Genomic DNA, 26,574 nt, shown 5'->3' with positions numbered 1-26,574 from the left:
GAGCGCCGTGCAGCCTTTACGAAGGTTGTACGGCTGTTCATTTTATCCATTTTCAGGATGTGGTACCGCGATCCGTAGGAAAAGGCGGTTTGAGAATGGGAAACCCTATCCCCATGAAACCGCTTCCCGTTTCCGTTAACCCGCAGCTACCATTCATGAAACGGCCATCGCGGCCGCAGGTGGGCCACATTACCTTTGGTGCCATCACTGTTAAAACCTCAAAAAATGAAACACGTAGTTAAACCCTTCGCATGCTGCGCCATTGCAGTTGTAACCCTCGCCGGGCTGAACGCCTGTAAAAAGGAACCGCCCATCCAGTCGAACGACAAAAAATTCAGCACATCGCTTTTCAAGAAAAACCTGCAGGAAGCCCTTGCCAGTGCGCGCGGGTACCAGTTCGTCATCACCCAAAACGGGCAGGTGGCCGACACGGCGGTGTATGGTATTCAGGACATTGGCGGCACCAAATCCAGCCTCCAATCCTTCATCAACATCGCCAGCGTCACCAAAACGCTGACCGCGGCCACGGCAGTGCAATACATGCTGCAAAAAGATGTGACCATCGAAACGAAGATCGGCAAATGGTTGCCTGCGTCCTGGCCCATTCATCCCGATATCCGCGACCTCACGTTCAAGCAACTGATGACGCATACTTCGGGCATCCGCGGCAGCCAGACCGATTGGTCGCCCCTGATGACAACGGTGGGCTCTCCCGTTACCGCGCCCAAAACCTTCGAATATTCGAACATCAATTTCGCGCTGTTTCGCGCTATGCTTCCCAAACTGAACGATTCCGTGAAATTCCGCCAGCAGGAACTGGCGCTCTCGCCCGGTGATTTCCAGCAATGGATGAGCCAGGAATACATCCGCCTCGTGAATGTGCATGTACTTTCGAAAGCCGGGATCCCCACGCGCGGCTGCGCGCCGGTGGAAGGTAAAATGACCCAGATGATGTCTGAAGCGCCTTACCGGCTCATCGGCAGCGATTTCGGGAACTGGACGGAGAAATGCGGCGGCGGCGGATGGGTGCTCACCACCATGGAAATGTCGCGCATCATCGTGTACCTCACGCATACCAATAACATCCTTTCCCCGGAAGAACGCCAGCTGATGGATGATAACCGCCTGGGTTGGGTTGCACGCTTCCCCGTAACGGGAGGCATCGCTTACGGCCATGACGGCGCTTTGTACGTAGACCGTAATAAAGAGGAAGGACTGAACTGGGGCGACGTGGGCAGCCAGACGCTCATCATCCGCCTGCCTGCGAAAGTGGAACTGGCCATGGGCATCAACTCCCTGGGGGCCGACTGGCGCAAGGTGTACGACATCGTGGCGCTGGCCTACAACAAATCCTGGAAGTAGTATTAACCGCATATCCCCTGCATGAAGGCGCCCCCGGTATTCCGGGGGCTTTTTTTATGGAAAGGGCTTGCATGACGAAGCACCTCCGGCAGACATTTTCTCCGTTGCATGAAAGGAAAAGGTTATATTGGAGGACGGAAACCCTATATCCCTGACCGTTATGTGCTATCCCTACGTCCATTTGACGGAAACTTCCCTGTTCCTTTCCCGGTTGTACTGCCGAATACGGCGGCAACGCAGCAGCATGAAAAATCGTTTGAACCGCCTGCTGGAAAGCCTTTTCCCGGGCGCATCCTCCTTACTTACCCCTGCCGCTTTTCAGCGAATGGCAGCTTACCAGGAAATCGCGGAACATATCCTGTGTGGTGCCCTGGCGCGCATGCAGGGCCGGCGCCTCAGCGAAACGGAACAAATCCGTTTGCAGTTGTTGGTAGTCATCAGTACGTTGTTGCAGGATTTGCTGGACAGCCCTTCCGCCGATCCTTCAAGGATTTTTCAGTTGACACGCTCCCCTGCCGGATTCGAGCCACAGGATGCCGTGGAATCATTGCTCCGCGAAGCTTACCTCCGGCTGTTGACCATTGCCGCCGAGCCCCGCCGCGTGACAGCCCATTGCTGCGAAGTAGTACATTGGCAGGAAGCGTCGTGCCGGCAGATAGACCCCTCCATTTCCGAGACGGAACTTTTCCGCGTCACCTATCACAAACGTTTTCATGCAGTGCTGTTGTTGTATACAGTGTTCGACAAGTACCCGACTCCCGAGGAAACGGCGATGACCTTTCCCATGGCGGGCCTGATGCAGCTGACGCATGATGTATCCGATATTTGGACGGATATCCGCTCCGGTATTTTTACCATTCCCATTCTCTACCGGCGATACGGCCGGCTGGAAAGGAGGTTCCAGGCGGAAGGTGCGCGCTTCAACCAGGCCCTCGCGCGGCTGCCCTATCCGCCCGCCCGGAAACAGGAATATGCGCTGACCGTGCACGCGGTCCACGCCATGGGCTTGCTCGCCATCCGCAAGCTGCGGAAGGAAGCCGCCGGCGTGAGGGACGTGGCGGAACTGGCGTTGCTGGGAAAGAAGAAACTGGAGTCTGACTTGCGTAATCCGGTGATGATGTTGGCGCTGGTGCGGAAAGTCCGCGATCTCACGAACCTCACTTCGTACGACGGCCCCACCGAGCCCGCACTGAAAAGAGATACCCGTCAGTCAGCGCGGAGTTGACTTTTTCTTCGGGATCATCCACCAGGCAATAATGCCCGACAGCCAGCCCATGATGGCGGAAATCAGCAGTATTTTCTGATATGCGGCGGTAAATCCTTCTTTATACAACGCCTTCACGGATGCGGTCAATTCCGCGGGTACGCCGCCGGGCGGATGCGCATTTCCTAGATTCGTGGTTTCCGCCACCACCGCCGTTTTGAGCGATTCGTTCATAACAATGGCATCCAGCCCTGATCGTACATCCTTCGCGAACAGCAACACGGCCAGCGCGCCAAAAATGGCTGTGGCGAACACGCTCGCGATGCGCGTCACCGCATTGTTGACGCCCGACGCCGTTCCGGATAACTGTGGTTGGAGGGAACCCATTACAGTGGCCGTTAACGGCGCCACGGTGAAAGACATGCCCAGCCCCAGCACGAGGATTCCCGGGAAGAAAGTGGTCCAGTAAGCAGAAGGGCCAGCCGTTTTCCCGACCAGCGACATGAGGAACAAACCCGTTCCAGCCAGCAGCGGCCCGCCAACGAGAAATGGCCGCGGCCCCGTTTTGTCTGCCCAACTGCCCGCCGGCCGCGCCAGCAAAATCATAAGCACGGTAAATGGCAGGAAAGTAAGCCCCGATTGCAACTGGCTATACCCCTGCACCTGCACCATGTTGAGGGAAAGGAACAACATACCCGTTCCCAGGGCTGCATAGAGGAAAAACGTCAGAAGATTGGCGCCGGAAAAAGTGCGGTTCCTGAACAGCTGCAACGGTAACATGGGATACGGGGATTTTATTTCCACCACGATGAAAGCCGCCAGCAGCAAAACTCCCGCCGCAATAGCGCCCCAGGATTGCCAATGGCTGAAACCGTATTCGGGCATCCGTAAAAATCCGAAAGTAAGGGAAGCAAGCCCCAGCGCAGTAAGCGCCCCACCCAGGTAATCGATACCGCCGGTAGCCGAAGCATCGCGCTGTTCGGGAACGTGGCGGCGCAAAATGAGCAGCGACACCAGCCCCAGCGGCACGTTGATGAAAAAGATGTACCGCCATAGCCCCGCATCCGCCAAAGCCCCTCCCAGCACCGGCCCACCCATAGTCACCAGCGTGGTGAACGCAGACCAGGTGCCGATCGCCTTTCCCTTTTCATTTTCATCCACCGAAGAAGACAACAGCGACAAGCTCCCCGGGATCATGAGCGCCCCGCCCCCGCCCTGCAACACCCGGAAAAGCACCAGCTGCTCCACCGTTCCCGCCAGGCCGCACGCCGCAGACCCCGCAATGAAAATGAGGATACCCGTCATGAACACGCGCTTGCGCCCCAACCGGTCGCCCAGCGCGCCGCCAACAAGTATGAGCGCCGCGAGCATGAGCAGGTACGCGTTCAGTACCCAGAAAAGTCCGGCCGCTGTGGCCTGTAGCTGGTTTTGCAGGGATGGCAGCACCACGTTCAGCGCGGTACCGTCGATAAATGCCATGGAAGACGCCAGGATGGTGGCGGCCATTACGTTCCGGCCTGTGGGTGAGGATAGCGGGTAAGTCGACATCGTCTTCTATTAACAGCCAATCCCCGGAAATGTTCCCCGTCAACTCATGCCCATGGCTTCGTAAAACTGTTTTACATAAGTATCGCCAACGGGGACCATGTGCTGGCCCATGAAAATCCGCTGTTTCTCGACGCTGTCGATCTTGTTCATGGCTACGATGAACGATTTATGCACCCGGATGAACTGCCGTGGCGGCAGCGCTTCTTCGAAACTCCGGAGGTTTTGGAGGGTGAGGATTTTTTGCGTGGCCGTTTGGATGGCCACATAGTTGCGGAGGGCTTCCACGAAAAGGATTTCGCTGAAATTGAGGCGGATGATCCGCTTGTCTGTCCGGATGAAAATAAAATCCGGTTGCGCCGCTACCACCGGCTGCTGCGCCTGTTTTCCCGTGACTTTCTGGACGGCTTTCACGAACCGGTCGAACGGAACGGGCTTGAGCAGGTAATCGGCCGCATCGTACTGGAACCCGTCGAGCGCATATTCGTCGTACGCGGAAACAACGATCACAGCCACGTCCGTCTGCCGCAGCTGCATGAATTCGATACCGGAAAGTTCCGGCATCTGGATGTCGAGGAAAACGAGTTTGACGGATGGCTCGTTGCGGAGGAAGGCCAGGGCTTCCAGCGGATTGTTGAAAGTGCCGGCCAGCGAGAGCTCCGGCATTTTACGGATGAATTCGGTGATGACCTGGACGGCCAGCGGCTCATCGTCCACCACTATGCATTGAATGGCCATTTTCCCAATGAATTTGCAGGTGACTGGAATATTCGTGTTCCGTTTCGCGGATGGTAAGTTCGTATTGACCGGGGTAGACGAGTTCCAGGCGCTTCCGGACGTTAACGAGCCCGATGCCCCCGGCCTGGTCTTTGCGCTTGCGGGTCTTGAAATTGTGGACGGTAAACCCGAACCCCTCGCCCGAGCAATCCACGCTGATCTCCACCGGCTGCTCCGGCCGGTTGGCCACGCCGTGCTTGAAAGCGTTCTCCACGAACGGGACCAGCAGCAGCGGCGCGATCCCGAATGCCGACGGGTCGCCGGAAACCCGCATCCGGACACAGTCCTGGCACCCCGTGCGCAAACGCTGCATCGCGATGAAATCTTCCAGGTACCGTAGTTCGTCAGACAGCCGGGTGCGATATCCCGCCACCGGCGGCTGTTCCGTCATATACTCCAGTATCTGGGAAAGCGTATGCGCCGCGTCTACCACTTGCGGCGAGCGTACCAGCGCCAGGCTATAAATACTGTTGAGGCTGTTCATGAGGAAATGCGCGTTCAGTTGCATTTTGAGGATGGCGAATTCGGCGTCCTGTTTTTGCAGCGCCAGTTGCTTCCGCCGTTTGTCTTCCGCCAGCCAGGCGAAAAACAGGACATACGCCAGCGCCGTGCAAAGCACGACTGCGTTCGTCCAGAACTCGGTGCGGAAATAATACCAGTAGTCCTTGTACAACTTAACGCCGTTGCGATAGCCGATCTCGAGGATTTCGGCCCGGAAGAAGTTGTCGGCGATGGCGAATTTCACGGTGGTGGCCACAACGACCATCATCAACAGCCCTGCCGCGAGGCGGCCCCATTTCCGGTGTTCCAGGAATTGCGGGAAAACGAGGCGGATGGCGGCGTAGAACAGCGCGAAGTTGAGCAGGCCGTACAAGCCGCGGGTGACGTGCAAAGACTGGAAAGACTGTGGGGTGAAAGCGCGCGGCATCCCCAGGATGCTGAGCCCGTACATCACGAGCATCCACAACACGAGCAGGGCGGCGAATTCCCGGAGGCGATGGAAATGATCAGGCCGGTCCGGCATACAGCGGGGTTTTAAAACGGCGCATATCGGCGGTGCCCGGCAGCCATTGTGCCAATCGTTGCAAAAGGGATGTTCCGGCGGAGGAGCTGAGCGCCAGCTCGTCTGCCCCAATTTCGAGCTTTAACACCACGGGCAGGCCGGTTTGGGAACGGGCGAGCAGTTTTTCCGCGGCGGTTTGCAGCAGCAGCGGCGTTACGTACCGGCCGGTGGTGGGGCCGGTCATATGCAGGCTTACCTGCTGGCCGGGGAAGAGCCGGTTATGCAGTTTGAGGTAGATATTGAAATAATACAGCTCCCGGTCGAGGGGGGCTTTGTCGAGCTTCACGCCTTTGTCGTACAGCATATACCGCAGCAGTTCCGACAGTTGAAGGATGGCTTCGGCGCCTTCTCCTTCCCTTTTTTCCTCGTTTTCCAGCAGCGATTTGATGGCTTTCAGCTTGCGGAGAAGCAGCCCGGTCGAAACCTGCATTTGCGCGAACTGTTTCCCCGCGGCAGCGGCTTCCAGCTCCAGCCGTCGGCTCTGGCGGTCGCCCGTGCGCCACATGAGGAACACGTAATAGGCGTATGCGGCGAGGCCTACCATGATCCCCGTTTGCAGGGTCACCCGGAAATAGCTCCAGAATGTATGGTAAGTTTTCTTAAAGCCGATCATGGCGATCCCCAGCTGCAGGATCTGGTCTGGCCAGATATTGCCCACGCCGTATTTGAGGATGCAGAATGCGAGCACTGTGCCGAAGGCGAGCAGAAACGCCCGTGCGTTTCCTAACCTGGCGTGCAGCGGGTATACCACGAATGCCAGGAGATAAAACAGGTGGAAGTTGATGAAGCCGTAGACGATGAATCGGGTGATGGTGTACCGGAAACCCAGCGGACTGGAAATGTTACCTTTGAGCATCGGGAATATATACAGCAGCACCAGCGCCATCCACACGGCGAGATGAATCCAGTACCTATATGTTTTTTGCGTAGGCATGAGATGCTAAGATACGCGATATCAGGGCTTTATAGACGATTTTTTTCATCCCCGCGATTTGCCGGATTGTACCTGCGGGAAGCCGGTACGTACAGTTTTGACCTTCCGAATGGAACACCGGAATTATTTTGGTGGGGTCATGAGGCTCATTTCAATCGATCAAAGACCAACCAACGAAAGAATCAACCAAATCTCCAACCATTCATTTTCCAAACAGTAGTGTTTATGAAACATGTCTATTTGCTATCTCTTGCCTGTATGTTGAGCGCAGGGGCTTTCGCCCAGCAGGTTATCAGGGGAACGGTGCGCGATTCGCTCACCAGGGCGCCGATTCCCGGTGCTACGATCAAGGTGGTGAACGGTTCCGGCGGGGTAACCGCCAATGAAAAAGGGGAATTCGAATTGCGGGTGCCCGCCAATGCGAAGCTCCAGATCTCCTCCATCGGCTTCGAAACGATTTTGATGCCTGCTACGGCCATCGTTCGGCCCATTATGCTGGTTACATCGGCGATGGAGCTTAAATCTACCGTGGTAGTGGGTTACGGCACGCAGCAGCGCCGCAACGTGACCACGAGCATTTCCTCCATCGGCGCCAAAGACCTGCAGCCGCAGAACAACATCGTGTCTGACGTGGGTAAAGCCCTGCAGGGCCGCATCCCCGGCGTTTTCGTGGCCTCCACTTCCGGCTCGCCCGGCAATACGCCCAACATCCAGATCCGCGGTGTACAAACCGCCAGGGCCGAAGGCGCATCTCCGCTCATCGTGATCGACGGGCTGGTGATAGACAATGGCACATTTGCCCTGAACAGCCTCAATCCGCAAGACATCGAAACCATTGATGTATTGAAAGACGCGGCCTCCGCCGCCATTTACGGTGCCCGCGGCTCCACCGGCGTAATCATCATCACCACCAAGAAAGGCCGCATCGGTGCCAGGCCATCGTTTTCCGTGAATGCCTACACCGGCTTCAACAACGTGCCTTCCACCCGCAGGATGCTCAATTCCGAAGAGTATACATCCGTCTTCAACGATTCCCGCAACAACCGGATCAGCGATATTGACAGGATCCTGGCCAATCCCGGCAGCCTTACGCCTGCCCAGATCTCGCAGCTGCAGTCTGAAAAAACGCGCCTCGGCAGCCAGGTGGCCGGCCTGAACATGGCCGACCGCAGCACCGACTGGATAGACCGCATCAAAAACAAAACCGCACCGGTTTCCAACATCCAGGCCAGCATGAACGGCGGCGGAGAGAAGAACAGTTATTATATGTCGCTCGCCCGCTATTCCGAGACCGCTTCCATGGGCACCGGTAAATTTGAAAGATATACCGGCAAGATCGACGTGACGCAGATGGTTGGCAACTGGCTGAAGCTCGGTGGGAACATCAACCTCTCGCAAGGCGTCGGCAAAAACTTCTCCTACCCCCTCGTGAGCGCGTTCAACGCCCGCCCCGACACGCCGGAAGAGCCCGTTCGCAGGGCCGATGGCAGCCTCGGCTACTATATCGGCCAGCAGAACCACCCGCTCGGCGAAATGATGGAGAACAACAACAAGCGCAAGCAGCAAACCTGGTTCGGCAACCTTTCCGCTGAAGTGAAGCTGCACAAAAACCTGCAGTTCCGCTCCCAGCTGGCCGCCAATAAATTCAACCTGAACAGCAACGATTTCCAGTCGCCCCTCGGCTACCTGGGTTACTTCAACAAAGGATACCTGAAAGTAACGGGTTCAGACAACTTCAACTACAACCTCGACAACTACTTCACGTACAATAACCGCTGGAACGACCTGGGCCTCAACGCCACGGCAGGTTATACCTTCTACAGCATGGAAACCACCTCCTTCGGTTACGAGCTCAACGGCTTTCCGCGAGTTAGCGGGATCACCGGCGGCAGCGCTGGCGCTTCCTATGGCTCCGTAGGTGCGATCTCCGCGCTGAACGGCACTTTCAAGGAAACGTCGGAAGCCTATTTCGTGAGAATGGGCGTGGATTATAAAGACCGCTACCTGCTGGGTGCGAGCCTCCGGACAGACGGCTCTTCCAAGCTCGCCAAAGACAACCGCTACAGTTGGTTCCCTTCTGTTTCTGCAGGATGGGACGTGGCAAAGGAAAACTTCATGGTCCGCCAGAAGCTGGTGAACCACCTGAAGCTTCGCTCCAGCTATGGCCTCAGCGGGAACATCCGCCCGCTTACGCCCAACGGCGCCGAAGACCTCATGACAGGGACATCCTACCTGGGCGACGCGGCCCTCAAGATCCGCGATATCGTCGGCAACCCCCACGTTCGCTGGGAACAAACCAAACAGTTCGACGCCGGTATCGACGCGGCCTTCTTCAATAACCGCGTAAACCTCACGGTAGATTACTACAACAAAACTACCGACGGGCTCCTGAGCAACCGCAACATTCCCTGGGAATTTGGCGCCATGTCTATCCCCTACAACGTAGGCAGCATCCGCAACAAAGGCTTCGACCTGCTGCTGGGCGTTAACAGCGCCGCCGGAACGGCCCTGAGCTGGAGGGTGGAAACCAACCTGAACCTGAACAGGAACGAAGTGCTTTCGCTCGCCGACTCTGTGATGAATTTCGGCACGTTCATTTTCGGTGGTCCGCAATCCACCGTGAAAGTAGGCCAATCCGTAGGCTCCGTACAGGTGTACCGCTCGCTGGGCGTGAATCCTGAAACGGGAGACATGATGTACGACGATCTGAACAAAGACGGCCTGATCAACAACAAGGATTACATCACCGTGCCCATCGCCATTCCGAAATTCACCGGCGGCACCACGCTGTCTGTGGGTTATAAAGGCGTGTCTGTGGAAGCGTTGTTCAACTACGTGGTGGGCACGAAAATCTATGACTTTTACGAGCAAAGCCTCCGCAACTACGACCTCGACTGGTTTGGCGTGATGCCCAACAAATTCGATATCGTGAACCGCCGCTGGCGCAAACCGGGAGACGTGACCGACGTGCCGCGCGCCGTTGCCGGCCAGCATGGCCAGGGCAATGTGACCAACTGGAACTCGATGCCGTCTACCCAGTTCATCTACAACGCGTCGTACCTGCGCCTGCGCAACCTGACGGTGGGGTACGAAATCCCGAAAACGCTCCTGCAGCGCGCAAACATCACGCGGGCCAAGGTGTACACTTCGGCGCAGAACCTGTTCACCATCACCAAATACATCGGCTTCGATCCGGAAGCGGCCAATAACTCGGGGATCGTGTCTTCCAACCTTCCCAACGCCAGGGCCATGGTACTGGGCATCGATCTCTCATTCTAAAAATTACCAGCATGAAACAATCGCTTTTCCTCTCCATATCGGCCATCATCGGGTTGTCTGCCTGCAGCAACAAGCTCGATGTACGGCCAGACAACCTGGCTTCGCCTTCCATGATCAACAGCACCAACCTGGGTACGGTTGTGAACGGCGCCAAGCTGGGTTTGACCAACAACGCATTTTACGGGTATTATCCCCTCACGGAAGTGATGGGCGACGATGTGCAGACCCTCGGCTATGCCGGCTATGAGGCCTGCAACATTCCCGTGGCCGAAAACTCCCTGCAGTTCGCCTACCGCTATCCTTACCAGTGCGTAGCCAACGCGAACGCAGCGATCAACTATTGGCTGTCGCACTCCGGCGAAACGGCCCTGCGCCCCATCGCTGGTGAAGCTTACCTGCTGCGGGCTTACGCTTATTCGCTGCTCAACGAGCAGTTCGGGGAAGTGGCGCTGATGAAAGGCGGCGAAGATCCGCTGACGTTCCCGGCCCGCGAATCCGACGATAAAGTGAAAGCGTTTATCGAAGCAGACCTCCGCCAGGCGGTTGACCTGCTGCCGGATTTTACCGCTCCGGTGACCAAAGCGAGCAAACAGGCCGCACAGCTGCTGCTGGCGCGCCATTGCCTCAACAGCGGGAAATTTAAGGACGCGGTAGATAATGCGGAAGCGGTGATCAACTCCGGGAAATTCTCCCTGGGCGACAAGGTGGATTCTTCCATGTTCCTTTATAATACTTCTTCGAAGGAAATGGTGTACGCTATCGGCGAAACTTCTTCCAACAACGTGAAGAACTACGGCCTGCCGGCGGTGTTCGGCGCGGGCGGAACGGCTCCCTGGGGCGGAGAAACCCTGGCGGGCAGCGGCAACACCTGGATCAACGAATCGCTGGTAGATTCATATGAAGCGACGGACGTTCGCCAGAAATGGTACTTCAAGCGCAAGGGGCTCACTTTCGACCTGGTGGTGAATTACCTCAACAAATTCCCTATGGAAGCCACACCGTCTTACCCCGTGTGCCGCATCGCGGAAGCGTATCTCATTGCGGCAGAAGGCAAAGCCCGGCAGGGAACAGTGGATGTTGCTCATTTCAATACCCTCCGCGAAAAGCGTAAAGCCAGCCTGCGTACCAACGGCGATTTCGCCAATGCGCAAGCTTTCCTCGACATGATCGAGAACGAGCGGAGAAGGGAATTTACAGGGGAACGCCTGCGCTGGAGCGATATGCGTCGGTTCGGGAAAGCGCTCCCCTGGCTTTCCAGCCTGCAGCAGCCCGCCGGCCACGCGCTTTTCCCGCTACCCGAGCGCCTGCTGATGCTCAATCCCACTATCAAACAGAATAAAGACTATTAAGCATAATTAAAACTACAGGAATGAAGAAAGCAATTGTGAAACCTGCTTTATTAGCGCTGTTGATGGCTCCGGCCGCGCTCATGGCCCAAAAGGCCAACCTGCCAAAGCAAATTACGGTGAAAGGCTCCGTGAAGTTCGACGTGCCCGAAGGGCAGCCGCGCAAAGTATGGCTCAGCCGTGATAACGGCACGGGCAAACCGGTAGTGGTAGACTCCGTTGAAATGGGGAAAGACCTCACCTACTCCTTCCGCATCAAACAAGACCATCCGGGCATCTACAAGCTCAACGTCATGTATTGGGACCATATCACCTTCTGGAGCGATGCAGACGTTACCGTGGCCTCGCGGGGATATGATACCGCGAAAATCAAGATGAAAATCCCGCATTTCAACTTCGTGGAAGGCTCGTCCGACAACAACTTCATCAACCAGATGGAGCTGAACCAGACCAACGGGTACCTGCGCTCGGTAGACGAATACAACCAGGAATACTATGCGAAAATGCATAAGGACAAAACCGGCGACTCCGCCTGGGCCAATTACTGGGACGGTCGCAAACGTTACAATCCGCTCCGCGAAGACAACCAAATGCGCGAGGATGTGCTCATGAAAGTTTACAAGAACCGCCCGGTGCTGATCTACGCGCTCCGCTCCGCCGGCAGCCCGCACGATACCACGCAGTACGCATCTACCCTCCGCCAGCTGGACCACCTGCTGAAGCTGTACCCCTGGCTGACCGAGGCCCAAAACCTCAAAACCACGATCATTAAGAACCGTGCGCAGATGATGAAGCTGCAACCGGGCCAACCCGCGCCTTCCATCTCCTACCCCGACCATCTCGGCAAGCTGCAAGGCCTCGAGAAATACAAGGGCAAATACCTCCTGGTAGATTTCTGGGCCAGCTGGTGCGGCCCCTGCCGCCAGGCCATCCCGAAAGTGAAGGAGCTGTATTCGGCTTACAAAGACCGCGGCTTCGAAGTCGTGAGCATTTCCATCGACACCGATAAAAACGCCTGGAGAAAAGCCATGGCAGACGAAGCGATGCCCTGGGAACAGCTGCTGAGCGATAACAAGGACAAAACCATGGAAATGTACCAGTTCTCCGGTATCCCCACGCTCTACCTCATCGACCGTGACGGCAAGATCGTGACCAAGTTCACCGGCTATGGCCCGGACGCGGAAAAAGAGATCAAAAACGTCATCGAGAAAGGTCTGGCCGGTAAGCCTGAAGCAGAGAAAAAAGTAATAAAAGCAATGGGAATGACTTCCATGTAATAAACAATGGTCATGCAAAAAACAATCTTATCGGCCATCGCACTGGCCGCGGCTTTCACCGCTTCCGCACAGCAGAAATATACGCTGGACGTGTATATGGAAGGACAGGAAGGCTATAAGCTGACGCTGAGCTATGTACAGCACGGCGCCCGCAAATCGGACACGGCGCAGCTGCAGCCCGACGGTGCATACCGATTCAGCGGTGAAGTGGCGGAGCCTGTTGTAGCCGTGCTTTTCAACAATAACCCCGCTACCCGGTTCGAAGTGGTTAAAGGCGGAATGTTCATGCCAGGCCCGCTGGCGGAGCTGGTACTGGAAGAAGGGCGCATCGTGCTGCGGGGCAAATCCGCGGAATCGTTCAAGGCGCTGCCGAAGGGCGGAAAGCTGAACACAGAGTTCGCGAAAATCCATAGCCAGGAATTGCCACTCATCGCCAAAAAATGGGAGCTGGCCAAAGAAGGCGCCGCTGCACACAAGAATGGGGACACAACCCGTTCGGCTGCCACGCGCAAAGAAGGAAGCGCACTCGACGAAAAGAAAAAGGAGCTCCGCAAAGCGTTCATCGCTAAAAATCCGGGATCATTCCTGAGCGTGTATTTCCTCACTCAGATGTTCGACGACTATACGCCAGACACCTACGCACATGCTTTCGCAAAGCTGGCCCCCACCTGGAAGCAGACCTTCTACGGTAAATGGGTCGCCAACAAGATCGCAAGCGTGCAGGCCACGGCGCTGGGGAGCATCGCTACCGATTTTACCAAGCAGGATATCCAGGGTGGCAGCTTCACGTTGTCGTCTTTAAAAGGGAAATACGTGCTGGTGGATTTCTGGGGAAGTTGGTGCGGCCCCTGCCGCGCAGGGCACCCGCATCTGAAGAAGGTGTACGACCATTACAAGAGCAAAGGCTTCGAGATCGTAGGGATCGCGGACGAAAAATCCAGCGACCTGGCATCTTCTGAGAAATCCTGGAAAGGCGCGGTGAAGCAAGACGGCATCAACTGGCTGCATGTCATGAACAACTACGGTAAAGAGCAGCTCGATCTGGTGCAGAAGTACGGTATCAGCGGCTTCCCCACCAAGTTCCTCCTCGACCCCACCGGCAAGATCATCTTCAAGCAAGTGGGTGGCGGTAAGGAAAGCGAAGACGAGCTCGATGCTAAGTTGAAAGAAGTTTTAGGCGAATAGATTGGTAAATTGATATATGCAAACCTGAGAATGGAACGCCTTCGGGCGTTCCATTTTGTTTTTACATGAGCCCCAGTTGCACGGCGAGCTTGATCATGGCCGCCACATTGGGCGTACCGAATTTCTGCAGGAGGTTTTTGCGGTGCGTTTCAATGGTGAGCGGACTGAGGTGGAGGAACGATGCGATGTCGGCCGTGGTTTTGCCGTCGGCGATGAGGAGGAGGATTTCTTTTTCGCGGCGGGTGAGCTGCGGCGTTTCCCGGAGCGCCGATGCGGAGGGCTTCGCCATGATTTCGCGGATCGCTTTACTGAACGTGAGCAATCCTTCGTGGGCTTCGTGGATGCAGCGCACCAGCTCGTCGGCCGCCACGTTTTTGAGCAGGTAACCCGAAGCGCCCTGCTGGAGCATCTGCAGGATCATGCTGCGCTCGGAATGGTTGCTGAGCGCCAGCACGCGCGTGGATGGCGAAAGGGTTTTGACATCGCGGCAAAGGTCGAGCCCGCTGGCGTCTGGCAGGCCGATGTCGAGCAAAAGGATGTCGGCATAAGACGTGCGGAGGAAATCCAGGCATTCGGCGGCGCTGCTGAAACATCCGGCGATTTCCATGCCGGGGGTGTTATCCAGTAATTTCTGCAATCCTTCCAGGATGAGCGGATGGTCGTCTACAATGGCAATTTGAATGGTGTTTCCGGACATGGTTTACCGGGGCGGATGCTCCCCGTCCCCAAAAATATCGATTATTCGCGTCCGGCGATGATAATTACCCGCATCTACCGGAAAACCAGTAGGAAATTTCCCCGGGAATAGGGTATTGAACACGGTAACGGACGGGTTTACTTTTGTGGCGTGCAGCATTTTGTTATCTAAACAATCACTATATGAAATCATTGAAAATGTTCCTGTTGCCATTGTTAGCCCTTTCCATCGGTATGGCCGCCTGCGGCGGGAAAGACGACGATCCGGGACCGGGCCGTTCTGCGAAGAAAGTGCAGTACAAAGCCTCAGGCAGCACCGGGGTTGTGATCATGAACGCCGTTTACGGGTACGATCAGTCGATTACCACGGCCTCGAGCATCAACAAGAATACCTGGGAAAGCCCCGTGCTCGACGTTCCCGCCAGCGCATTGGGCGGTACCTGCGTAATCGGCGCCGTTGGCCCCAACGCCAATTCCAGCCTCAAAGTCGAAATGTTCGTGAACGGAAATCTCGTTAAAACGGGAACATCCACGGGTACCGCGCTTTCCGCCGGTACGCAGATTGTTTTTTAATCCGGAACGCACGTTCCGCCTTGCAGCCGGTCGCCTGTTGGCCGGCTGTTCATTTTACCGTTGACGCGGGGCCAGGAAAACCGTAATTTCAGGATAAAACATCCTGTATCATATGAATAACGGTCCTATGCTTATCCGCCCCCTGGCGCACGACGCTGCCACGCTTGCCGCCCTCGCCCGCCTGTTGATCGAAACCGTGGCGCACGGCGGCTCCGTAAGCTTCATGCATCCCCTTTCCGGGCAAGAGGCATGCGCTTTCTGGCAAGGCTCACTGGCGGCGGCGGAACAAGGCGGGCGAATTATCCTCGGGGCTTTTACGGATGGGGCTTTGGTGGGCACCGTAACACTGCTGCTCGATCTGCCGCCCAATCAGCCCCACCGCGCCGAAATCGCTAAAATGATGACGGCCGTGGCCCATCGCGGGAAAGGTGTTGCCAGCGCGCTGCTGGTCGAAGCGGAAAACCTCGCGCGCCTTCACGGGCGCAGCCTCGTTACCCTGGATACCGCGGAAGACGAAGGTGCGGCCGGGTTCTACGAAAAGCAGGGATATATCCGCACGGGCGTTATTCCCGGCTTCGCGCTGAAACCGCATGGCGGCCTCACCGGTACGATCATTTACTATAAGCAAATCTGAACGAACAATGCGTTTCCCTTATCTGTCGCTGCGGCACACGCTGCTTATTCTACGTATATTCATAGCTGTTATCTTCATCGCGCATGCCGTTGTGCGGGTGACGGGCGAGACGGTCCCCCGGTTCGGCGGATTCCTCGAATCGAAAGGGTTCCCGGCTGGCGAGGCGCTGGTATGGATGATCACGGTGTTCGAGATCGCCGGCGGGATATTGCTTGCCGCAGGCAAATTCGTGCGCTGGCTCAGCGCGGGATTCGTGCTGATGTTGCTCATCGGGATCGTCATCATCCATGCGGAACTGGGCTGGTTCGTTGGGGAACACGGCTCGGGCGGATGCGAGTACAGTTTCATCCTCATCGCCGCACTGCTGGTAACGGCGGCGGCCGATGGCGAACGCCTGGCTTAACGCTGCGGTGTGAGCGTTTCCGCGAGCCCGCCCCGTTCATGGACTTCGAGCTTAACCGGACGGCCGTCTGCGTCGCGGGTGAACGTGAATGTGAGGTCTGCCTCTTTCATGAAAAATACGTCGGCGGATTGCGGGAATAGATTAATGGTGTTTTTCGGTGTTTGCATGATCAGCATGTTGTTCCCCGCTGTGAAAACCAACGTCGTTTGTGGGCCCTTGTATGTGCCCGTGCAGCTTTCCAACTGTTTGGCCGTCAATTCCACAACCTTCCTGCCATTGTCGAAAGGCGCCGGTCCATGGTCGAAACTAAGGACGCGCGTCATTTTCCATCCCCCTTTTTTCATCCAGACATGCGTGAATTGCGCCAGTCCGTCGCGGCGCGTTTGCCCGTTTTTCACGATGCTGAAGTAATGGCTGCCGTGGATGATGGCGCCATATACCGTATCCGCCTGTCGCAACGCGTACACTTTTACGGACCCCGGCACGGCTTCGCGCAGGAGGCGGTAATCGCCATTGGGACTGCAGGGCCCTTCCCCAAAGCTCTTCACCATCTTATCCACCCCAAACGTGAGGCCGCCTTTGTCGTGGTAAAATTCGAGGTCGGAACTGAAGAAAGTTTTCATGGCCGCGAGATCACAACTATTATACGCTTTCCAGAACAGACTGTCTTTTTTAAGGATGAGGTCGGATATCACGGCGTCGGACTGCGCGCTGACGCGGGTGAAAATCAACAGGATACCGAAGCAGGTGCAAATTTTTTTCATGGCGGAAGTATAAAAAAACAGATGATATTATAATATTACAGCAAACAACCGGAACATTTATTTGTTACTGTAGATTCATGCGGGGAAATTTTGGCATGATAATAATGACCTTTGACATCAGACATGTAACCCATGGAACAACCATTGCATATGAAAAACACCGAACGGTTCAGCGGAAGGGCTGAACATTACATCAAGTACCGGCCACATTATCCGCATGCCATCATCACCTGCCTGGAGCAGGAAGCATGTCTTACGAAAGACGCCGTGGTAGCCGATATCGGCTCAGGAACGGGTATTTCCTGCATGCCGTTCCTCGAAAACGGGAATACGGTATTTGCCGTAGAGCCCAATACCGACATGCGGGATGCTTCGGAGCGGCTGCTCGGGGGATTTCCAGGGTTTCGCGCGGTGGCGGGAACGGCGGAGAAAACCACCCTGCCCGACGGCTCCGCCGACCTGATCGTGGCCGCCCAGGCATTTCACTGGTTCCACGGCAGCGCGGCGCGCAGCGAATTCCTGCGGATCGGCAAGCCCGGCGCCTGTACGGTGCTCATGTGGAACGAGCGCGATCTGCAAGACGAACTGGGGAAAGCCTACGAAGCCCTCCTCCAGAAATACGCCGTCGATTACCGTGAAACCAACCACCGGAACGTAGGCCCCGCCCAGCTGTCGGCCTTCTTCTCCCCCGCTGTTTACCGCGCCCACGTTTTCCGCAACGCGCAACAGCTCGATCTGCAGGGCCTCAAGGGCAGGTTGCTGTCTGCCTCCTACGCGCCACAGCCCGGGCATGCGCTGTACGCACCCATGATGAGCGAGCTGGAAGAACTGTTTGCACAATATGCGCACGGCGGCATGGTGAAATTCATGTACACCACGCGCCTTTACATCGGTAAACTGGAATAACGCTACTTCACTTTTTTGTACTGTTCCAGTTGCCAGCCACGGAAGAGGAATCCTTCTTTATTGAAAATAATATCCACCGGCGCTTTGTCCATCCAGTAGAAAACCGTTTCCGACGCAGGTTTCAATAATTCCTTGCCCCGACCGGCCTGTAATTGCAGGGCGTTTTCCGCTGGTGTGATCACCACGGTATCGCGCCCGCTGCGGACATACACGCCCGCATATTTCGCCAGCGTAGCGGGCGCCACGGTAGCGGGTTTGAATTCGTGGCGGCGCTGTGCCAGCAACCACGTCCAGAGGCTGTCGCTGTTGTAGGCTTCCGTCCAGCTGTCGTGCCCCGCATCCGGGTACACCGTGAATTTCACGCCGGGCTGGAAAGGCTTCAACGCATTGATCATATCAGCGCTTTGGCTGGGGAGCACCACATTGTCTTTGCCGCCATGGAAGCACCAGGTGGGCAGGTACCGCATCTTCCAGGCGTCTTCCGGCCGGCCGCCGCCGCAGATGGGCACAATGGCCGCCAGGTCGCCCGCGAAGCGTGACGCATATTCCCAGGTGCCGTAACCGCCCATGCTGAGGCCTGTCATGTACACCCGGTCTGCATCTACCCGGTAATGGGTTTTGAGGTCGAGGATCAGCCGTTGAAGGATGCCTGCGTCCCAACCACCGAAATCGGATTGGGGAGAAACGATGATGAGCGGGAATTTCTTCCCCGCTTCCACGAGCTTCGGCGGCCCGTGCACTTTCACTTTATCGAGATCGATCCCGCTTTCGCCGGACCCATGCAGAAAGATCAGCAATGGCCATTTACGGGTGGAATCCGCGTCGTACCCATCCGGGAGCGAAAGCAGGTAGCGCACGTCCAGCGAGAATTTGGCGGGTGATTGCTGTGCCACAGCGGAAAGGCCGATCAGCAGTAAGAGGGGAACAAATAGATGCTTCATGACAGGAATTTACGCAAACTCCCCAAGGTTTCCTATCCGCCGTTACCGTTTTTTCAGCTCGATAACCGGCCCATGGCCCGAATATTGCGACCCTTCGGAAAACGCTTGCATATGGACCAGATCAAGGAATTCTTCCAGGCATACGAACAGCGCTTTAACGACGGCGTGCAGGGCCGTAACGAAGACCCCAAAGCCATGGCGGAGGCGTTCGCCGATTATTTCGTGGAATCGTCTGCCCGTGGGGTGATAGGTGGAAAGAACGATGAATCTTTCCTGAAAGCCGTTCCGGAAGGCAACGCGTTCTACCGGAAGATCGGTACCAAAAGGATGCGCGTTGCCGGGCTGGATGTGACCCGCATCAATGCGCAGCATTTCCTGGTAAAAGTGCATTGGGATTCGGCTTACGGTAAAGATGGCCAAACGATTGAGATCGAATTCGATGTGTGGTACCTGCTCACATCGGCGTCCGGAGCGCTCAAAATATTTGCATATGTAACGGGCGATGAACAGAAAGTGCTGCGCGAACATGGACTGATCCCTGAAAATTAATCCCTACATTTGCGCTATGCGAAACAATCTTGTCAGCATGGGCGACGCCCTGCGGGAGTATCTCAACAAAAGCAAGCTCAAACCGCGCCTCATGGAAGTGCGTATCCAGGAAAACTGGGAGCAGGTGGTCGGTAAAACGATCGCGAGATATACCGAAAGCGTGCACCTGTACGATGGCAAGCTGGTGATCGTGACGAGTGTTGCGCCCCTCAAGCAGGAGCTGAATTATTCCAAAGACCGGATCGCCGGGCTGGTGAATGAAATGCTGGGGGAAAAGGTAGTAACGGAAGTGATCATCCGTTAACGGCCGGCGAGCTTTACTTCGTCGGATACGGCGTTGACGATGCGGGTAATATCGTCCATCGTTAGCCGGGTGCGCAGGTGCAGCATCATCATTTCTCCGTCTTCCTGCACCAATACCACTAAATTATCGATCCTGTCTTCTTTTTTGCCGTTGCTGAGCAGATGGATGTTGGCGTTCTGGTGACGGACTTCCGCCAGCAATTCGAATTTATTCTGCTGTTCCAGCTCATGCCGCAGGCCCATCACCGTTTCGGTGGAGAACACGCCGTAGTCCATTTCCAGCGCGTAGAACCTGGCCCTTCTTACTTTTTTCAACGCCCATTTGATGTCTTTCATCTTGCCGTCGAAAGCCCGGTCTGGGATGAACCAGCTCACCACGCGGAATGTGAGGAAGCCCAATCCAATTTTATGGGTGGAAGCCACATCGTAATGCTCTACCATAAAGTGGCGGAGCGTTTTACGCTGTGCGCTGGCGGTGGTGGCGAGCAGGGTGCAGGTAATGGCGATAATCAGGGTGCGGATCATGGAGGAATTTTTTTCAGGTAAAGGATGGATGATGGAAAAGCGGCCGCGGATGGAGGACGGCGGCTTGTCCGGTTCGGTCATTTTTTGCCTTTCGGCCCTTTGGGGCCTTTGGAATCGAGCTTGCCGAGGTTCTCGAAACCGTCGATGTTCATGCTTCCGGCGATGTCGGAGAGCTCTTCGATAGAGAAGTCTCCCATGAGCAGCAGCGCAAGGAATTCGTTGGTACTGCCGACCAGCATCACCAGTTCCGCTACGTTGCCTTTGGCGTTTTCGCGGACCATGAATTTGAGGTCGGTGTCCTTGTCGCGCAGGCTCATCAATTCTTCCATGCCGTTGGTAAGGAACTGTGCGGCTTCGCGGTAGAGGCGCTGGCCATCTTTGGTGTCTTCCTTGATCAGGATGCGCAGGCCTTTGAGTTTGCTGGCCAGCGTCATTACCTTCTTGGCGTCGGGGTCATCGGAGCTCACTTTCGAAAACATGGAAAACATTTTCGGTGTGATGTTGATGACGGTGAAGGAATTGTCGTTCTGATACTTCTGGAAGAACTTGTCGATGGTGGTTTGCGCCACGGCCAGCTGGCTGCTGCACAAGAGGCATAGTAAGGCGACCAGTGGAATGAGACGTTTCATGTGCGTTGAATTAAAGAATCAATCAAGGTTATATTGGTTTTTGAATGGCCTTAGTTTTTGCCCGTCACGAGGTCTTTGGCCTCATTGAAAAGGGCGATCTTTTCCATTTGCGATTTGCCCCTGTTCAGGTTTTTGGACAGCAGCTGAAGGGCACGCTGCGTTTGCTGGTAAGCCAGTTTGGGATCGGAGAAGGTATCGCGGAAAGCGAGGTCTTCCGACGTCCGTTTGTCGCGGAAACTGTCTGCCGAATACAGCATGCCTGCGGCTACGAGCACGGCTGCGGCGTATTTCATCCATCCCTGCGTGATCGAACGGATGATGCCGGTTCGCTGCGGCTCGTCCCACGGTGCGGGGCGGTCTGTGAACAGTTCGGGCATTTCCGGTATGTCGCTGCAATCGTGGTAATATCGGAACAGCGGGGCCGCTTCCTGGAGGTCTGCGGGCAACGTCCCTTCATGGCCGGCGTAAAAAACGCGCAGCTCCGCTTCTTCCGCTTCCGTGCTCTCGCAGGCCCAATACTTGTTCAGCAGGGCCCTGATGTCATTGTATTCCATACACTTGCAGGTTTTGTAACTGCTCCCGCACCTGTTTCCGGGCGCGATGCAGGTTGATTTTTACTTCCGGCAGCCCGATTTCGAGCGTGTCGGCGATTTCCTGGTAACTCAGCCCGTCCATATCCCGGAGCTGCAAAACGGTCCGGTATTTCTCCGGTAACCTGGCGATGGCCCCGTGCACCCTCCGCATCACATCACTTTTTTCGGCGTGCTGAAGCGGCGTTTGATGCACGGAAGGCACTTCGCCGGCTCTGTTCAGGTCGTCGGTGACGCGATACTTGCGGCTCTTCAGCCGGTCGAGCGCCAGGTTGCGCGTTATGCGCATGCACCAGGCTTCGAGGCTTTGGAGCTCGGGCATTTTGTCGCGACTGTTCCACACCCGGATAAAGCAGTCCTGTACCACATCCTTCGCATCCTCCTCATTGCCGAGCAGGCGGAACGCAAAGCAATAGAGCTTTTGCCTGTACGGTATAATGAGGGACTGGAATGCGCTGGATGTCATGCGTTTATTTTAGAATGGCAGAAGGAGGCGGTTCCTTCGTTGTTACAAAAAGAAGACGACTGCCAATTATGTTTGTTACAAAATAAGAGGAAAATTTTTTCCGATGCTGATTATCAGGTGGTTAGACGAATGCGGGGATCGATGACGCTGTAGAGCAGGTCTGCCAGCAGGTTGATGATCACGAAAATGCCGGCGGTGAACAGCACGGCGCCCATTACCACGGGGAAATCGAATTTCTCCAGCGCGTCTACCGTTACTTTGCCGATCCCTTTCCATCCGAAGATGTATTCCACGAAAAACGCCCCGGCCAGGAGCTCGGCGAACCAGCCGGTGATGGCGGTGATCACGGGGTTGAGGGCGTTGCGGAGGGCGTGCCGGAAAAGGACCGTCCGGCGGCGGAGCCCTTTTGCATAGGCGGTCCGGATATAATCCTGGTTCAGCACATCGAGCATGGCGCCGCGGGTGAGCTGCACGATGATGGCCAGCGGCCGGATGCCCAGCGTCAGCGCGGGCAGCACCAGGTTCCGGAGGTTCAGCACCCTGCCCCGGAAAGGATCGATGTCGTACAGGCTCCCCGTCATGTGGAGCCCCGTCCAGTCGGCCAATACAAACCCGAAAAGGTAAGCCAGCACGATCCCGGCGAAAAATGACGGCGCCGAAATGCCCGTTACACTGGCGAACACGGCGCCCGTATCCATCCAGGTGTTTTGCTTTACGGCAGACAGCACCCCCAGCCCGATGCCCACCACGGTTGCGAAGAGCATGGCGGCCAGCGCCAGCACCAGCGTGCCCGGCAGGGCTTCCGTGAGGATCTCCCAGACGGGTTTCTTGCTTTGGTAACTGCGGCGGAGATTGGGTGTTTTAATGACGAAAGCACCATCGCCCACGGAAAATATCCGCAAAGCGGGCATTTCCTTCAATTCGGCGGCAGGCAAAACGCCGATGGGCGACAGGTCATGTAAATAATACAGGAACTGTACGCCCACCGGCTTGTCCAAATGCAATTCCTTCCGCACGTTTTCCAGGCTGGCCACGTCTGTCCGCTGACCGAGCGTCATCCGGGCCGGGTCGGCCGGGAGCACGTTGAACAGCAAAAAGACGATGCTCACGACCCCGAAGAGCACGAGCAGGCCGTAGCCGGTTTTGCGGAAAAGGAATCGCAGCATATTGCTTACGGGATATCGTTATGGTGATATTTGGCCTTGATCGTGCCTTTTTCGAGCACCAGCAGGCAGGGATTGCTACGGCCGGCCGTCTTGATGGCGGTACCGTCCATCTGCAGGAACTCGAAAGTGATGCCGCGGTTGGCCTTGAACTGTTCCACGGCTTCCTGGCTGGAGCTGGTTACGCCCATCAGCACGATTTTTCCTTCCGTCGCCATCTGCTGGTATTTTTTCATCCTTTCCTCCCAGCCTTTACCGGCCTTGCTGACGTCGAGCACGAGGAAGAGGTATACGGGCAGGGGCTCGGTGAGCACGGCCCTGTTCATATTATTACCGTTGAAATCGTTCAGGATGAAATCCTTGATCGGCGGTTCGGCGTTGCCTTTCTTGATCAGCTTGTCTTTCCGGTCCACGAACTTCCAGGTGGTATCTTGCCAGGGGTAGTTTTCCGTCGTGTATTCCTGCTGTTTGCCGTCTTTTTCATAGATCATCACGGTTTCATACACGTCGGGCGTGGATCCCGGAGGTGGTTTCATCTTGTCGAGGATGTTGTTGCCGACTTTGTACGGCAGGCAATCCACGATGGGCAGGTGCGCCAGCGCGTACCATTGCACCGCAACGGGGAACAGCACGGCGAAGATCATCACGGCGTTGTTGGTTTTCGATGAAAACAGCGGCTGGATGCGCTTGTTGAAGATGAAGATCACGAGGATCATCACCAGGAGGATGATATCTTTCCAGAACGACTGGTCGGCCGTGAGCTTGATACAGTCGCCGAAGCAGCCGCATTCGCGGATGAGGCCGCTGAACAGGGCGAACCCGGTGAGGAAAGTGAAGAAGATGATGAGTAAAAGTAACAGGAAGGAGAAAAAGCGCATGCGGTAGCCGATGAGCACGGCAAAACCGGCGATGATCTCGAACGCGTTCATGATCAGGGACAAGGCCAGGGAAAAAGGGATCATGAAGTGCAGGTGCAGCACTTCAAAAAACTCGTCCATCTTGTAGCTGAGGCCAAGCGGGTCGTTGGCTTTGATCAGGCCGGAAAAGATGAACAGCACCCCTACGATGATGCGAAAAATGGTGATGATTGGTTTCATAGTGGTTAAAGATAGGAATGTTAATGCTTTTCTTCAAGCAGGATGAGGGCGAAAACGGCATAGTTGACGATGTCTACGTAATTGGCGTCGATCCCTTCGGAAATGAGGGTCTTGCCATCGTTGCGCAGTATCTGTTTGATGCGGAGGAGCTTGGTGAGAATGAGGTCTACGAACGATTCCTGGCTCATCGAGCGCCAGGCTTCGCCATAGTCGTGGTTCTTGGCTTCCATGACGGTGCGGATGAAGGCGGCTTGCTCGTCATATAATTCCGACACCTGTTCGGAGGGAAGGTCGGTATAAATATCGTCCGAAGGCAGTTGTAGCTGAATGAGCGCGATGACGCCATAATTGATAATGGCGCGGAATTCCCCCGAAATATCATCGGCAACCTTCTGCACGCCCGTTTCCTGGATGGTGCGGATGCGCTGGGCTTTGATGAAGATCTGGTCTACGATGGAAATGGGGCGCAGCACGCGCCAGGAAGTGCCGTAATCTTTCGTCTTCTTGATGAAAATGTCCTTACTGCTGTCGATCACCTGCTGGTATGTCATTCAATTGCTGATTTTAATTGCCGTGAAAGGCGGTGGGGAATGAAGGATTTCGGTAATTTTGGCCATCCATCACTTTCATAATCACTGCCTCTTGCGTTTCAAAAATACATCATTACGGAAAGATTTCACCATCCGCTGCCGCGGAAAGTTGCTGAGCCTGGCCGAGCCCCTCGTGATGGGGATCATCAACGTGACCGACGATTCCTTTTATTCGGACAGCCGCAGCCGTGAGCTGCACGACGCCGTGGTGCGCGCCGAAGCCCTCCTGGCCGATGGCGCCGCCCTGCTCGACATCGGCGCCCAGAGCACCCGGCCCGGCGCGCCCGAAGTTGGGGCCGCGGAAGAAGCCGCGCGACTGGTGCCTGCCATCCACGCCATATTATATAAGTTTCCCGAAGCCGTGATCTCCGTGGATACCTACCACGCCTCCGTGGCCGAAAAATGCATCCTGGCCGGGGCGGCGATCGTGAACGATATCAGCGCCGGCGATATGGACCCCGAAATGATCCCGACCGTGGCCGCGCTCCAGGCACCTTACATCGCCATGCATATGCAGGGCACGCCGGCCACGATGCAGCAAAACCCTCATTACCAGGATGTAGTGCAGGAAGTGCTGGACTATTGCATCCAGAAAACCGAAGCCTGCAGGGCCGCCGGCATTCACGATGTGATCCTGGACCCGGGTTTCGGGTTCGGCAAAACGCTGTCCCACAACTACCAGTTATTGCGGGGCCTGGAGATGCTGCACCTCGCGAACGCGCCGCTGCTTGTGGGCGTTTCCCGGAAATCGATGGTTTACAAATTGTTAGGCTCCACCCCTGCCGAAGCCCTCAACGGCACCACCGTTTTGCATACCGCCGCGCTGGAGCGGGGCGCGCATATTTTGCGGGTGCACGACGTGAAAGCCGCCGTGGAAGCGGTGCGCATCGTTTCTTTCATGGAAAGCGCATAGTGGGCCAAATATTTCTATTTTTACAGCTATGAAGGATGTATACGAATTTTACGGATTTGAGTTTCGTTGGCTGAATGTTGTGGACCTGCTGATTGTGATTTTTCTCGTTATCCAGCTGTACCGCCTGCTGAAAGGCAGTCTCGCTTTCAATATTTTCATCGGCCTGCTGATGGTGTATGCCGCCTATTTTTTGGTGCGCTCGCTGCAGATGCCGATCCTCACCAACATTTTAGAGAATTTCATCAACATCGGGCTGATCGCCATTATCATCATCTTCCAGCCGGAAATCCGGAAGTTTTTGCTGGTGCTGGGAAAGAAAACGCCGCTGAGCAAGGATTCCTTCTTCACCAAGCTGTTCCTGCCAGACCGGTTCAAGAGTTATAAGGAAGAGGAGAACATCATCAACGAGATCATCGTGGCCGCGGGGCATATGGCCGCGAGCCAGACCGGCGCCCTGATCGTTATTTCCACCACCTACCGCGTGAAGTTCGACACGGCGTCGAGCATCGCGATAGACGGGAACGTGAGCGCCAAACTGATCGAAAGCATTTTCGAGAAGAATAGTCCGCTGCACGATGGCGCGCTGATCATTGTCGGCAACAAGATACTCGCCGCCAAAGTGATCCTGCCCATGTCGGAAAACCCGAACCTGCCCACGCGGATCGGGATGCGCCACCGCAGCGCCGTAGGCATTACGGAACATAGCGATAACCTGGCGATCATTGTGTCGGAAGAGCGCGGAACGATTTCCTATGCGCAGGATGGGCAACTGGTACAGAACGTGCAGCTGGAAGAACTGAAAGTGAAACTCTACGAAGTGCTTGTCGACGGACTGTAATTGTTATCAGGAAGTAATTCGG

The 26,574-nt window shown here is 55.9% G+C and carries 28 protein-coding genes; 14 read left to right on the top strand and 14 right to left on the bottom strand.

Annotated elements, in window-relative coordinates:
• Window positions 1-225: 225 nt before the first annotated feature.
• Both WJU22_RS18610 and WJU22_RS18605 read left to right on the top strand, forming a co-directional pair.
• Window positions 226-1,362, top strand: a complete 1,137-nt coding sequence (locus WJU22_RS18610; protein WP_341839670.1) for a serine hydrolase domain-containing protein — start codon at window positions 226-228, stop codon at window positions 1,360-1,362.
• A gap of 244 nt (window positions 1,363-1,606) precedes the next feature.
• Window positions 1,607-2,587, top strand: a complete 981-nt coding sequence (locus WJU22_RS18605; RefSeq protein ID WP_341839669.1) for a hypothetical protein — start codon at window positions 1,607-1,609, stop codon at window positions 2,585-2,587.
• Here the strand turns inward: WJU22_RS18605 and WJU22_RS18600 are convergent.
• Genes WJU22_RS18600 through WJU22_RS18585 form a run of 4 tightly spaced genes read right to left on the bottom strand, consistent with a single transcriptional unit; the run spans window position 2,573 to window position 6,885 of the window.
• Window positions 2,573-4,114: an MFS transporter gene (locus WJU22_RS18600; RefSeq protein ID WP_341839668.1), complete on the bottom strand. Its 1,542-nt coding sequence runs from the start codon at window positions 4,112-4,114 to the stop codon at window positions 2,573-2,575. The two genes, WJU22_RS18605 and WJU22_RS18600, sit on opposite strands and share 15 nt — an antisense overlap.
• Window positions 4,115-4,153: 39 nt before the next feature.
• The gene (locus tag WJU22_RS18595) at window positions 4,154-4,849 is read right to left on the bottom strand and encodes a LytR/AlgR family response regulator transcription factor (protein ID WP_126243695.1); all 696 of its coding nucleotides are present in this window, start codon (window positions 4,847-4,849) and stop codon (window positions 4,154-4,156) included.
• Complete coding sequence (locus WJU22_RS18590) at window positions 4,818-5,912, bottom strand: sensor histidine kinase (protein WP_341839667.1); 1,095 nt, start codon at window positions 5,910-5,912, stop codon at window positions 4,818-4,820. The genes WJU22_RS18595 and WJU22_RS18590 overlap by 32 nt, the downstream gene beginning before the upstream one ends.
• Window positions 5,896-6,885 (bottom strand): histidine kinase, encoded by a 990-nt coding sequence (locus WJU22_RS18585; RefSeq protein ID WP_341839666.1) that lies wholly within the window; start codon window positions 6,883-6,885, stop codon window positions 5,896-5,898. The genes WJU22_RS18590 and WJU22_RS18585 overlap by 17 nt, the downstream gene beginning before the upstream one ends.
• Before the next feature lie 225 nt (window positions 6,886-7,110).
• Here WJU22_RS18585 and WJU22_RS18580 point away from each other — a divergent pair, with 225 nt between their 5' ends.
• The 4 genes from WJU22_RS18580 to WJU22_RS18565 are packed head-to-tail and all read left to right on the top strand — an operon-like array spanning window position 7,111 to window position 13,972.
• Entirely contained in the window at window positions 7,111-10,164 is a 3,054-nt protein-coding gene (locus tag WJU22_RS18580; protein WP_341839665.1) for a SusC/RagA family TonB-linked outer membrane protein, read from the top strand.
• Between the two features lie 11 nt (window positions 10,165-10,175).
• Window positions 10,176-11,513: a RagB/SusD family nutrient uptake outer membrane protein gene (locus WJU22_RS18575; RefSeq protein WP_341839664.1), complete on the top strand. Its 1,338-nt coding sequence runs from the start codon at window positions 10,176-10,178 to the stop codon at window positions 11,511-11,513.
• A 20-nt stretch (window positions 11,514-11,533) separates the two neighbouring features.
• On the top strand, window positions 11,534-12,787 hold the full coding sequence (locus tag WJU22_RS18570; RefSeq protein WP_341839663.1) for a TlpA disulfide reductase family protein: 1,254 nt from the start codon (window positions 11,534-11,536) through the stop codon (window positions 12,785-12,787).
• 12 nt (window positions 12,788-12,799) lie between these two features.
• Window positions 12,800-13,972 (top strand): TlpA disulfide reductase family protein, encoded by a 1,173-nt coding sequence (locus tag WJU22_RS18565; RefSeq protein ID WP_341839662.1) that lies wholly within the window; start codon window positions 12,800-12,802, stop codon window positions 13,970-13,972.
• A gap of 61 nt (window positions 13,973-14,033) precedes the next feature.
• Here WJU22_RS18565 and WJU22_RS18560 read toward each other — a convergent pair whose 3' ends face one another.
• Window positions 14,034-14,669, bottom strand: coding sequence for a response regulator transcription factor (locus WJU22_RS18560; RefSeq protein ID WP_341839661.1), 636 nt, complete (start codon window positions 14,667-14,669; stop codon window positions 14,034-14,036).
• A 182-nt stretch (window positions 14,670-14,851) separates the two neighbouring features.
• On the opposite strand from WJU22_RS18560, the gene WJU22_RS18555 reads away from it, so the two are divergent.
• The 3 genes from WJU22_RS18555 (at window position 14,852) to WJU22_RS18545 (ending at window position 16,278) form a co-directional block, all read left to right on the top strand.
• Window positions 14,852-15,241: a hypothetical protein gene (locus tag WJU22_RS18555; RefSeq protein ID WP_341839660.1), complete on the top strand. Its 390-nt coding sequence runs from the start codon at window positions 14,852-14,854 to the stop codon at window positions 15,239-15,241.
• 127 nt (window positions 15,242-15,368) lie between these two features.
• Window positions 15,369-15,875: a GNAT family N-acetyltransferase gene (locus WJU22_RS18550; RefSeq protein WP_341839659.1), complete on the top strand. Its 507-nt coding sequence runs from the start codon at window positions 15,369-15,371 to the stop codon at window positions 15,873-15,875.
• A 7-nt stretch (window positions 15,876-15,882) separates the two neighbouring features.
• Window positions 15,883-16,278: a DoxX family protein gene (locus WJU22_RS18545; RefSeq protein ID WP_341839658.1), complete on the top strand. Its 396-nt coding sequence runs from the start codon at window positions 15,883-15,885 to the stop codon at window positions 16,276-16,278.
• Here WJU22_RS18545 and WJU22_RS18540 read toward each other — a convergent pair.
• Window positions 16,275-17,042: a DUF4440 domain-containing protein gene (locus WJU22_RS18540; protein ID WP_341839657.1), complete on the bottom strand. Its 768-nt coding sequence runs from the start codon at window positions 17,040-17,042 to the stop codon at window positions 16,275-16,277. The two genes, WJU22_RS18545 and WJU22_RS18540, sit on opposite strands and share 4 nt — an antisense overlap.
• 150 nt (window positions 17,043-17,192) lie before the next feature.
• Here WJU22_RS18540 and WJU22_RS18535 point away from each other — a divergent pair, with 150 nt between their 5' ends.
• Window positions 17,193-17,948, top strand: a complete 756-nt coding sequence (locus tag WJU22_RS18535; RefSeq protein WP_341839656.1) for a class I SAM-dependent methyltransferase — start codon at window positions 17,193-17,195, stop codon at window positions 17,946-17,948.
• A gap of 2 nt (window positions 17,949-17,950) precedes the next feature.
• Here WJU22_RS18535 and WJU22_RS18530 read toward each other — a convergent pair whose 3' ends face one another.
• Window positions 17,951-18,889: a dienelactone hydrolase family protein gene (locus WJU22_RS18530; RefSeq protein WP_341839655.1), complete on the bottom strand. Its 939-nt coding sequence runs from the start codon at window positions 18,887-18,889 to the stop codon at window positions 17,951-17,953.
• Between the two features lie 111 nt (window positions 18,890-19,000).
• On the opposite strand from WJU22_RS18530, the gene WJU22_RS18525 reads away from it, so the two are divergent.
• Window positions 19,001-19,438 carry a hypothetical protein gene (locus WJU22_RS18525; protein ID WP_341839654.1) on the top strand — a complete coding sequence of 146 codons (438 nt, stop codon included), beginning with the start codon at window positions 19,001-19,003 and terminating at the stop codon, window positions 19,436-19,438.
• A gap of 16 nt (window positions 19,439-19,454) precedes the next feature.
• Window positions 19,455-19,742 carry a DUF721 domain-containing protein gene (locus tag WJU22_RS18520; protein ID WP_126243680.1) on the top strand — a complete coding sequence of 96 codons (288 nt, stop codon included), beginning with the start codon at window positions 19,455-19,457 and terminating at the stop codon, window positions 19,740-19,742.
• On the opposite strand, the gene WJU22_RS18515 is transcribed toward WJU22_RS18520, so the two are convergent.
• From WJU22_RS18515 to WJU22_RS18485, 7 genes are all read right to left on the bottom strand, one after another.
• Complete coding sequence (locus WJU22_RS18515; protein WP_341839653.1) at window positions 19,739-20,266, bottom strand: DUF4252 domain-containing protein; 528 nt, start codon at window positions 20,264-20,266, stop codon at window positions 19,739-19,741. The genes WJU22_RS18520 and WJU22_RS18515 overlap by 4 nt on opposite strands.
• A 77-nt stretch (window positions 20,267-20,343) precedes the next feature.
• Window positions 20,344-20,895: a DUF4252 domain-containing protein gene (locus WJU22_RS18510; protein WP_341839652.1), complete on the bottom strand. Its 552-nt coding sequence runs from the start codon at window positions 20,893-20,895 to the stop codon at window positions 20,344-20,346.
• A 50-nt stretch (window positions 20,896-20,945) separates the two neighbouring features.
• Entirely contained in the window at window positions 20,946-21,449 is a 504-nt protein-coding gene (locus WJU22_RS18505) for a hypothetical protein (RefSeq protein ID WP_341839651.1), read from the bottom strand.
• The gene (locus tag WJU22_RS18500; protein WP_341839650.1) at window positions 21,436-21,951 is read right to left on the bottom strand and encodes an RNA polymerase sigma factor; all 516 of its coding nucleotides are present in this window, start codon (window positions 21,949-21,951) and stop codon (window positions 21,436-21,438) included. Before WJU22_RS18500 ends, WJU22_RS18505 begins: the two co-directional genes overlap by 14 nt.
• Window positions 21,952-22,064: 113 nt before the next feature.
• Entirely contained in the window at window positions 22,065-23,117 is a 1,053-nt protein-coding gene (locus WJU22_RS18495; protein ID WP_341839649.1) for an ABC transporter permease, read from the bottom strand.
• Window positions 23,118-23,122: 5 nt separating this feature from the next.
• Window positions 23,123-24,211, bottom strand: coding sequence for a BT_3928 family protein (locus tag WJU22_RS18490; RefSeq protein ID WP_341839648.1), 1,089 nt, complete (start codon window positions 24,209-24,211; stop codon window positions 23,123-23,125).
• Between the two features lie 20 nt (window positions 24,212-24,231).
• Window positions 24,232-24,762 (bottom strand): DUF1599 domain-containing protein, encoded by a 531-nt coding sequence (locus WJU22_RS18485; RefSeq protein ID WP_341839647.1) that lies wholly within the window; start codon window positions 24,760-24,762, stop codon window positions 24,232-24,234.
• 91 nt (window positions 24,763-24,853) lie between these two features.
• Between WJU22_RS18485 and folP the strand changes: the two genes are divergently transcribed.
• Together folP and WJU22_RS18475 are read left to right on the top strand one after the other, a co-directional pair.
• Window positions 24,854-25,714: a dihydropteroate synthase gene (folP, locus tag WJU22_RS18480; protein WP_341839646.1), complete on the top strand. Its 861-nt coding sequence runs from the start codon at window positions 24,854-24,856 to the stop codon at window positions 25,712-25,714.
• A 28-nt stretch (window positions 25,715-25,742) separates the two neighbouring features.
• On the top strand, window positions 25,743-26,552 hold the full coding sequence (locus WJU22_RS18475) for a diadenylate cyclase (protein ID WP_126243672.1): 810 nt from the start codon (window positions 25,743-25,745) through the stop codon (window positions 26,550-26,552).
• The last annotated feature ends 22 nt before the right edge of the window (window positions 26,553-26,574 follow it).

The organism is Chitinophaga caseinilytica (assembly GCF_038396765.1).
Classification (GTDB): Bacteria; Bacteroidota; Bacteroidia; order Chitinophagales; family Chitinophagaceae; genus Chitinophaga; species Chitinophaga caseinilytica.
This window is presented reverse-complemented; position numbering and strand designations above follow the sequence as displayed.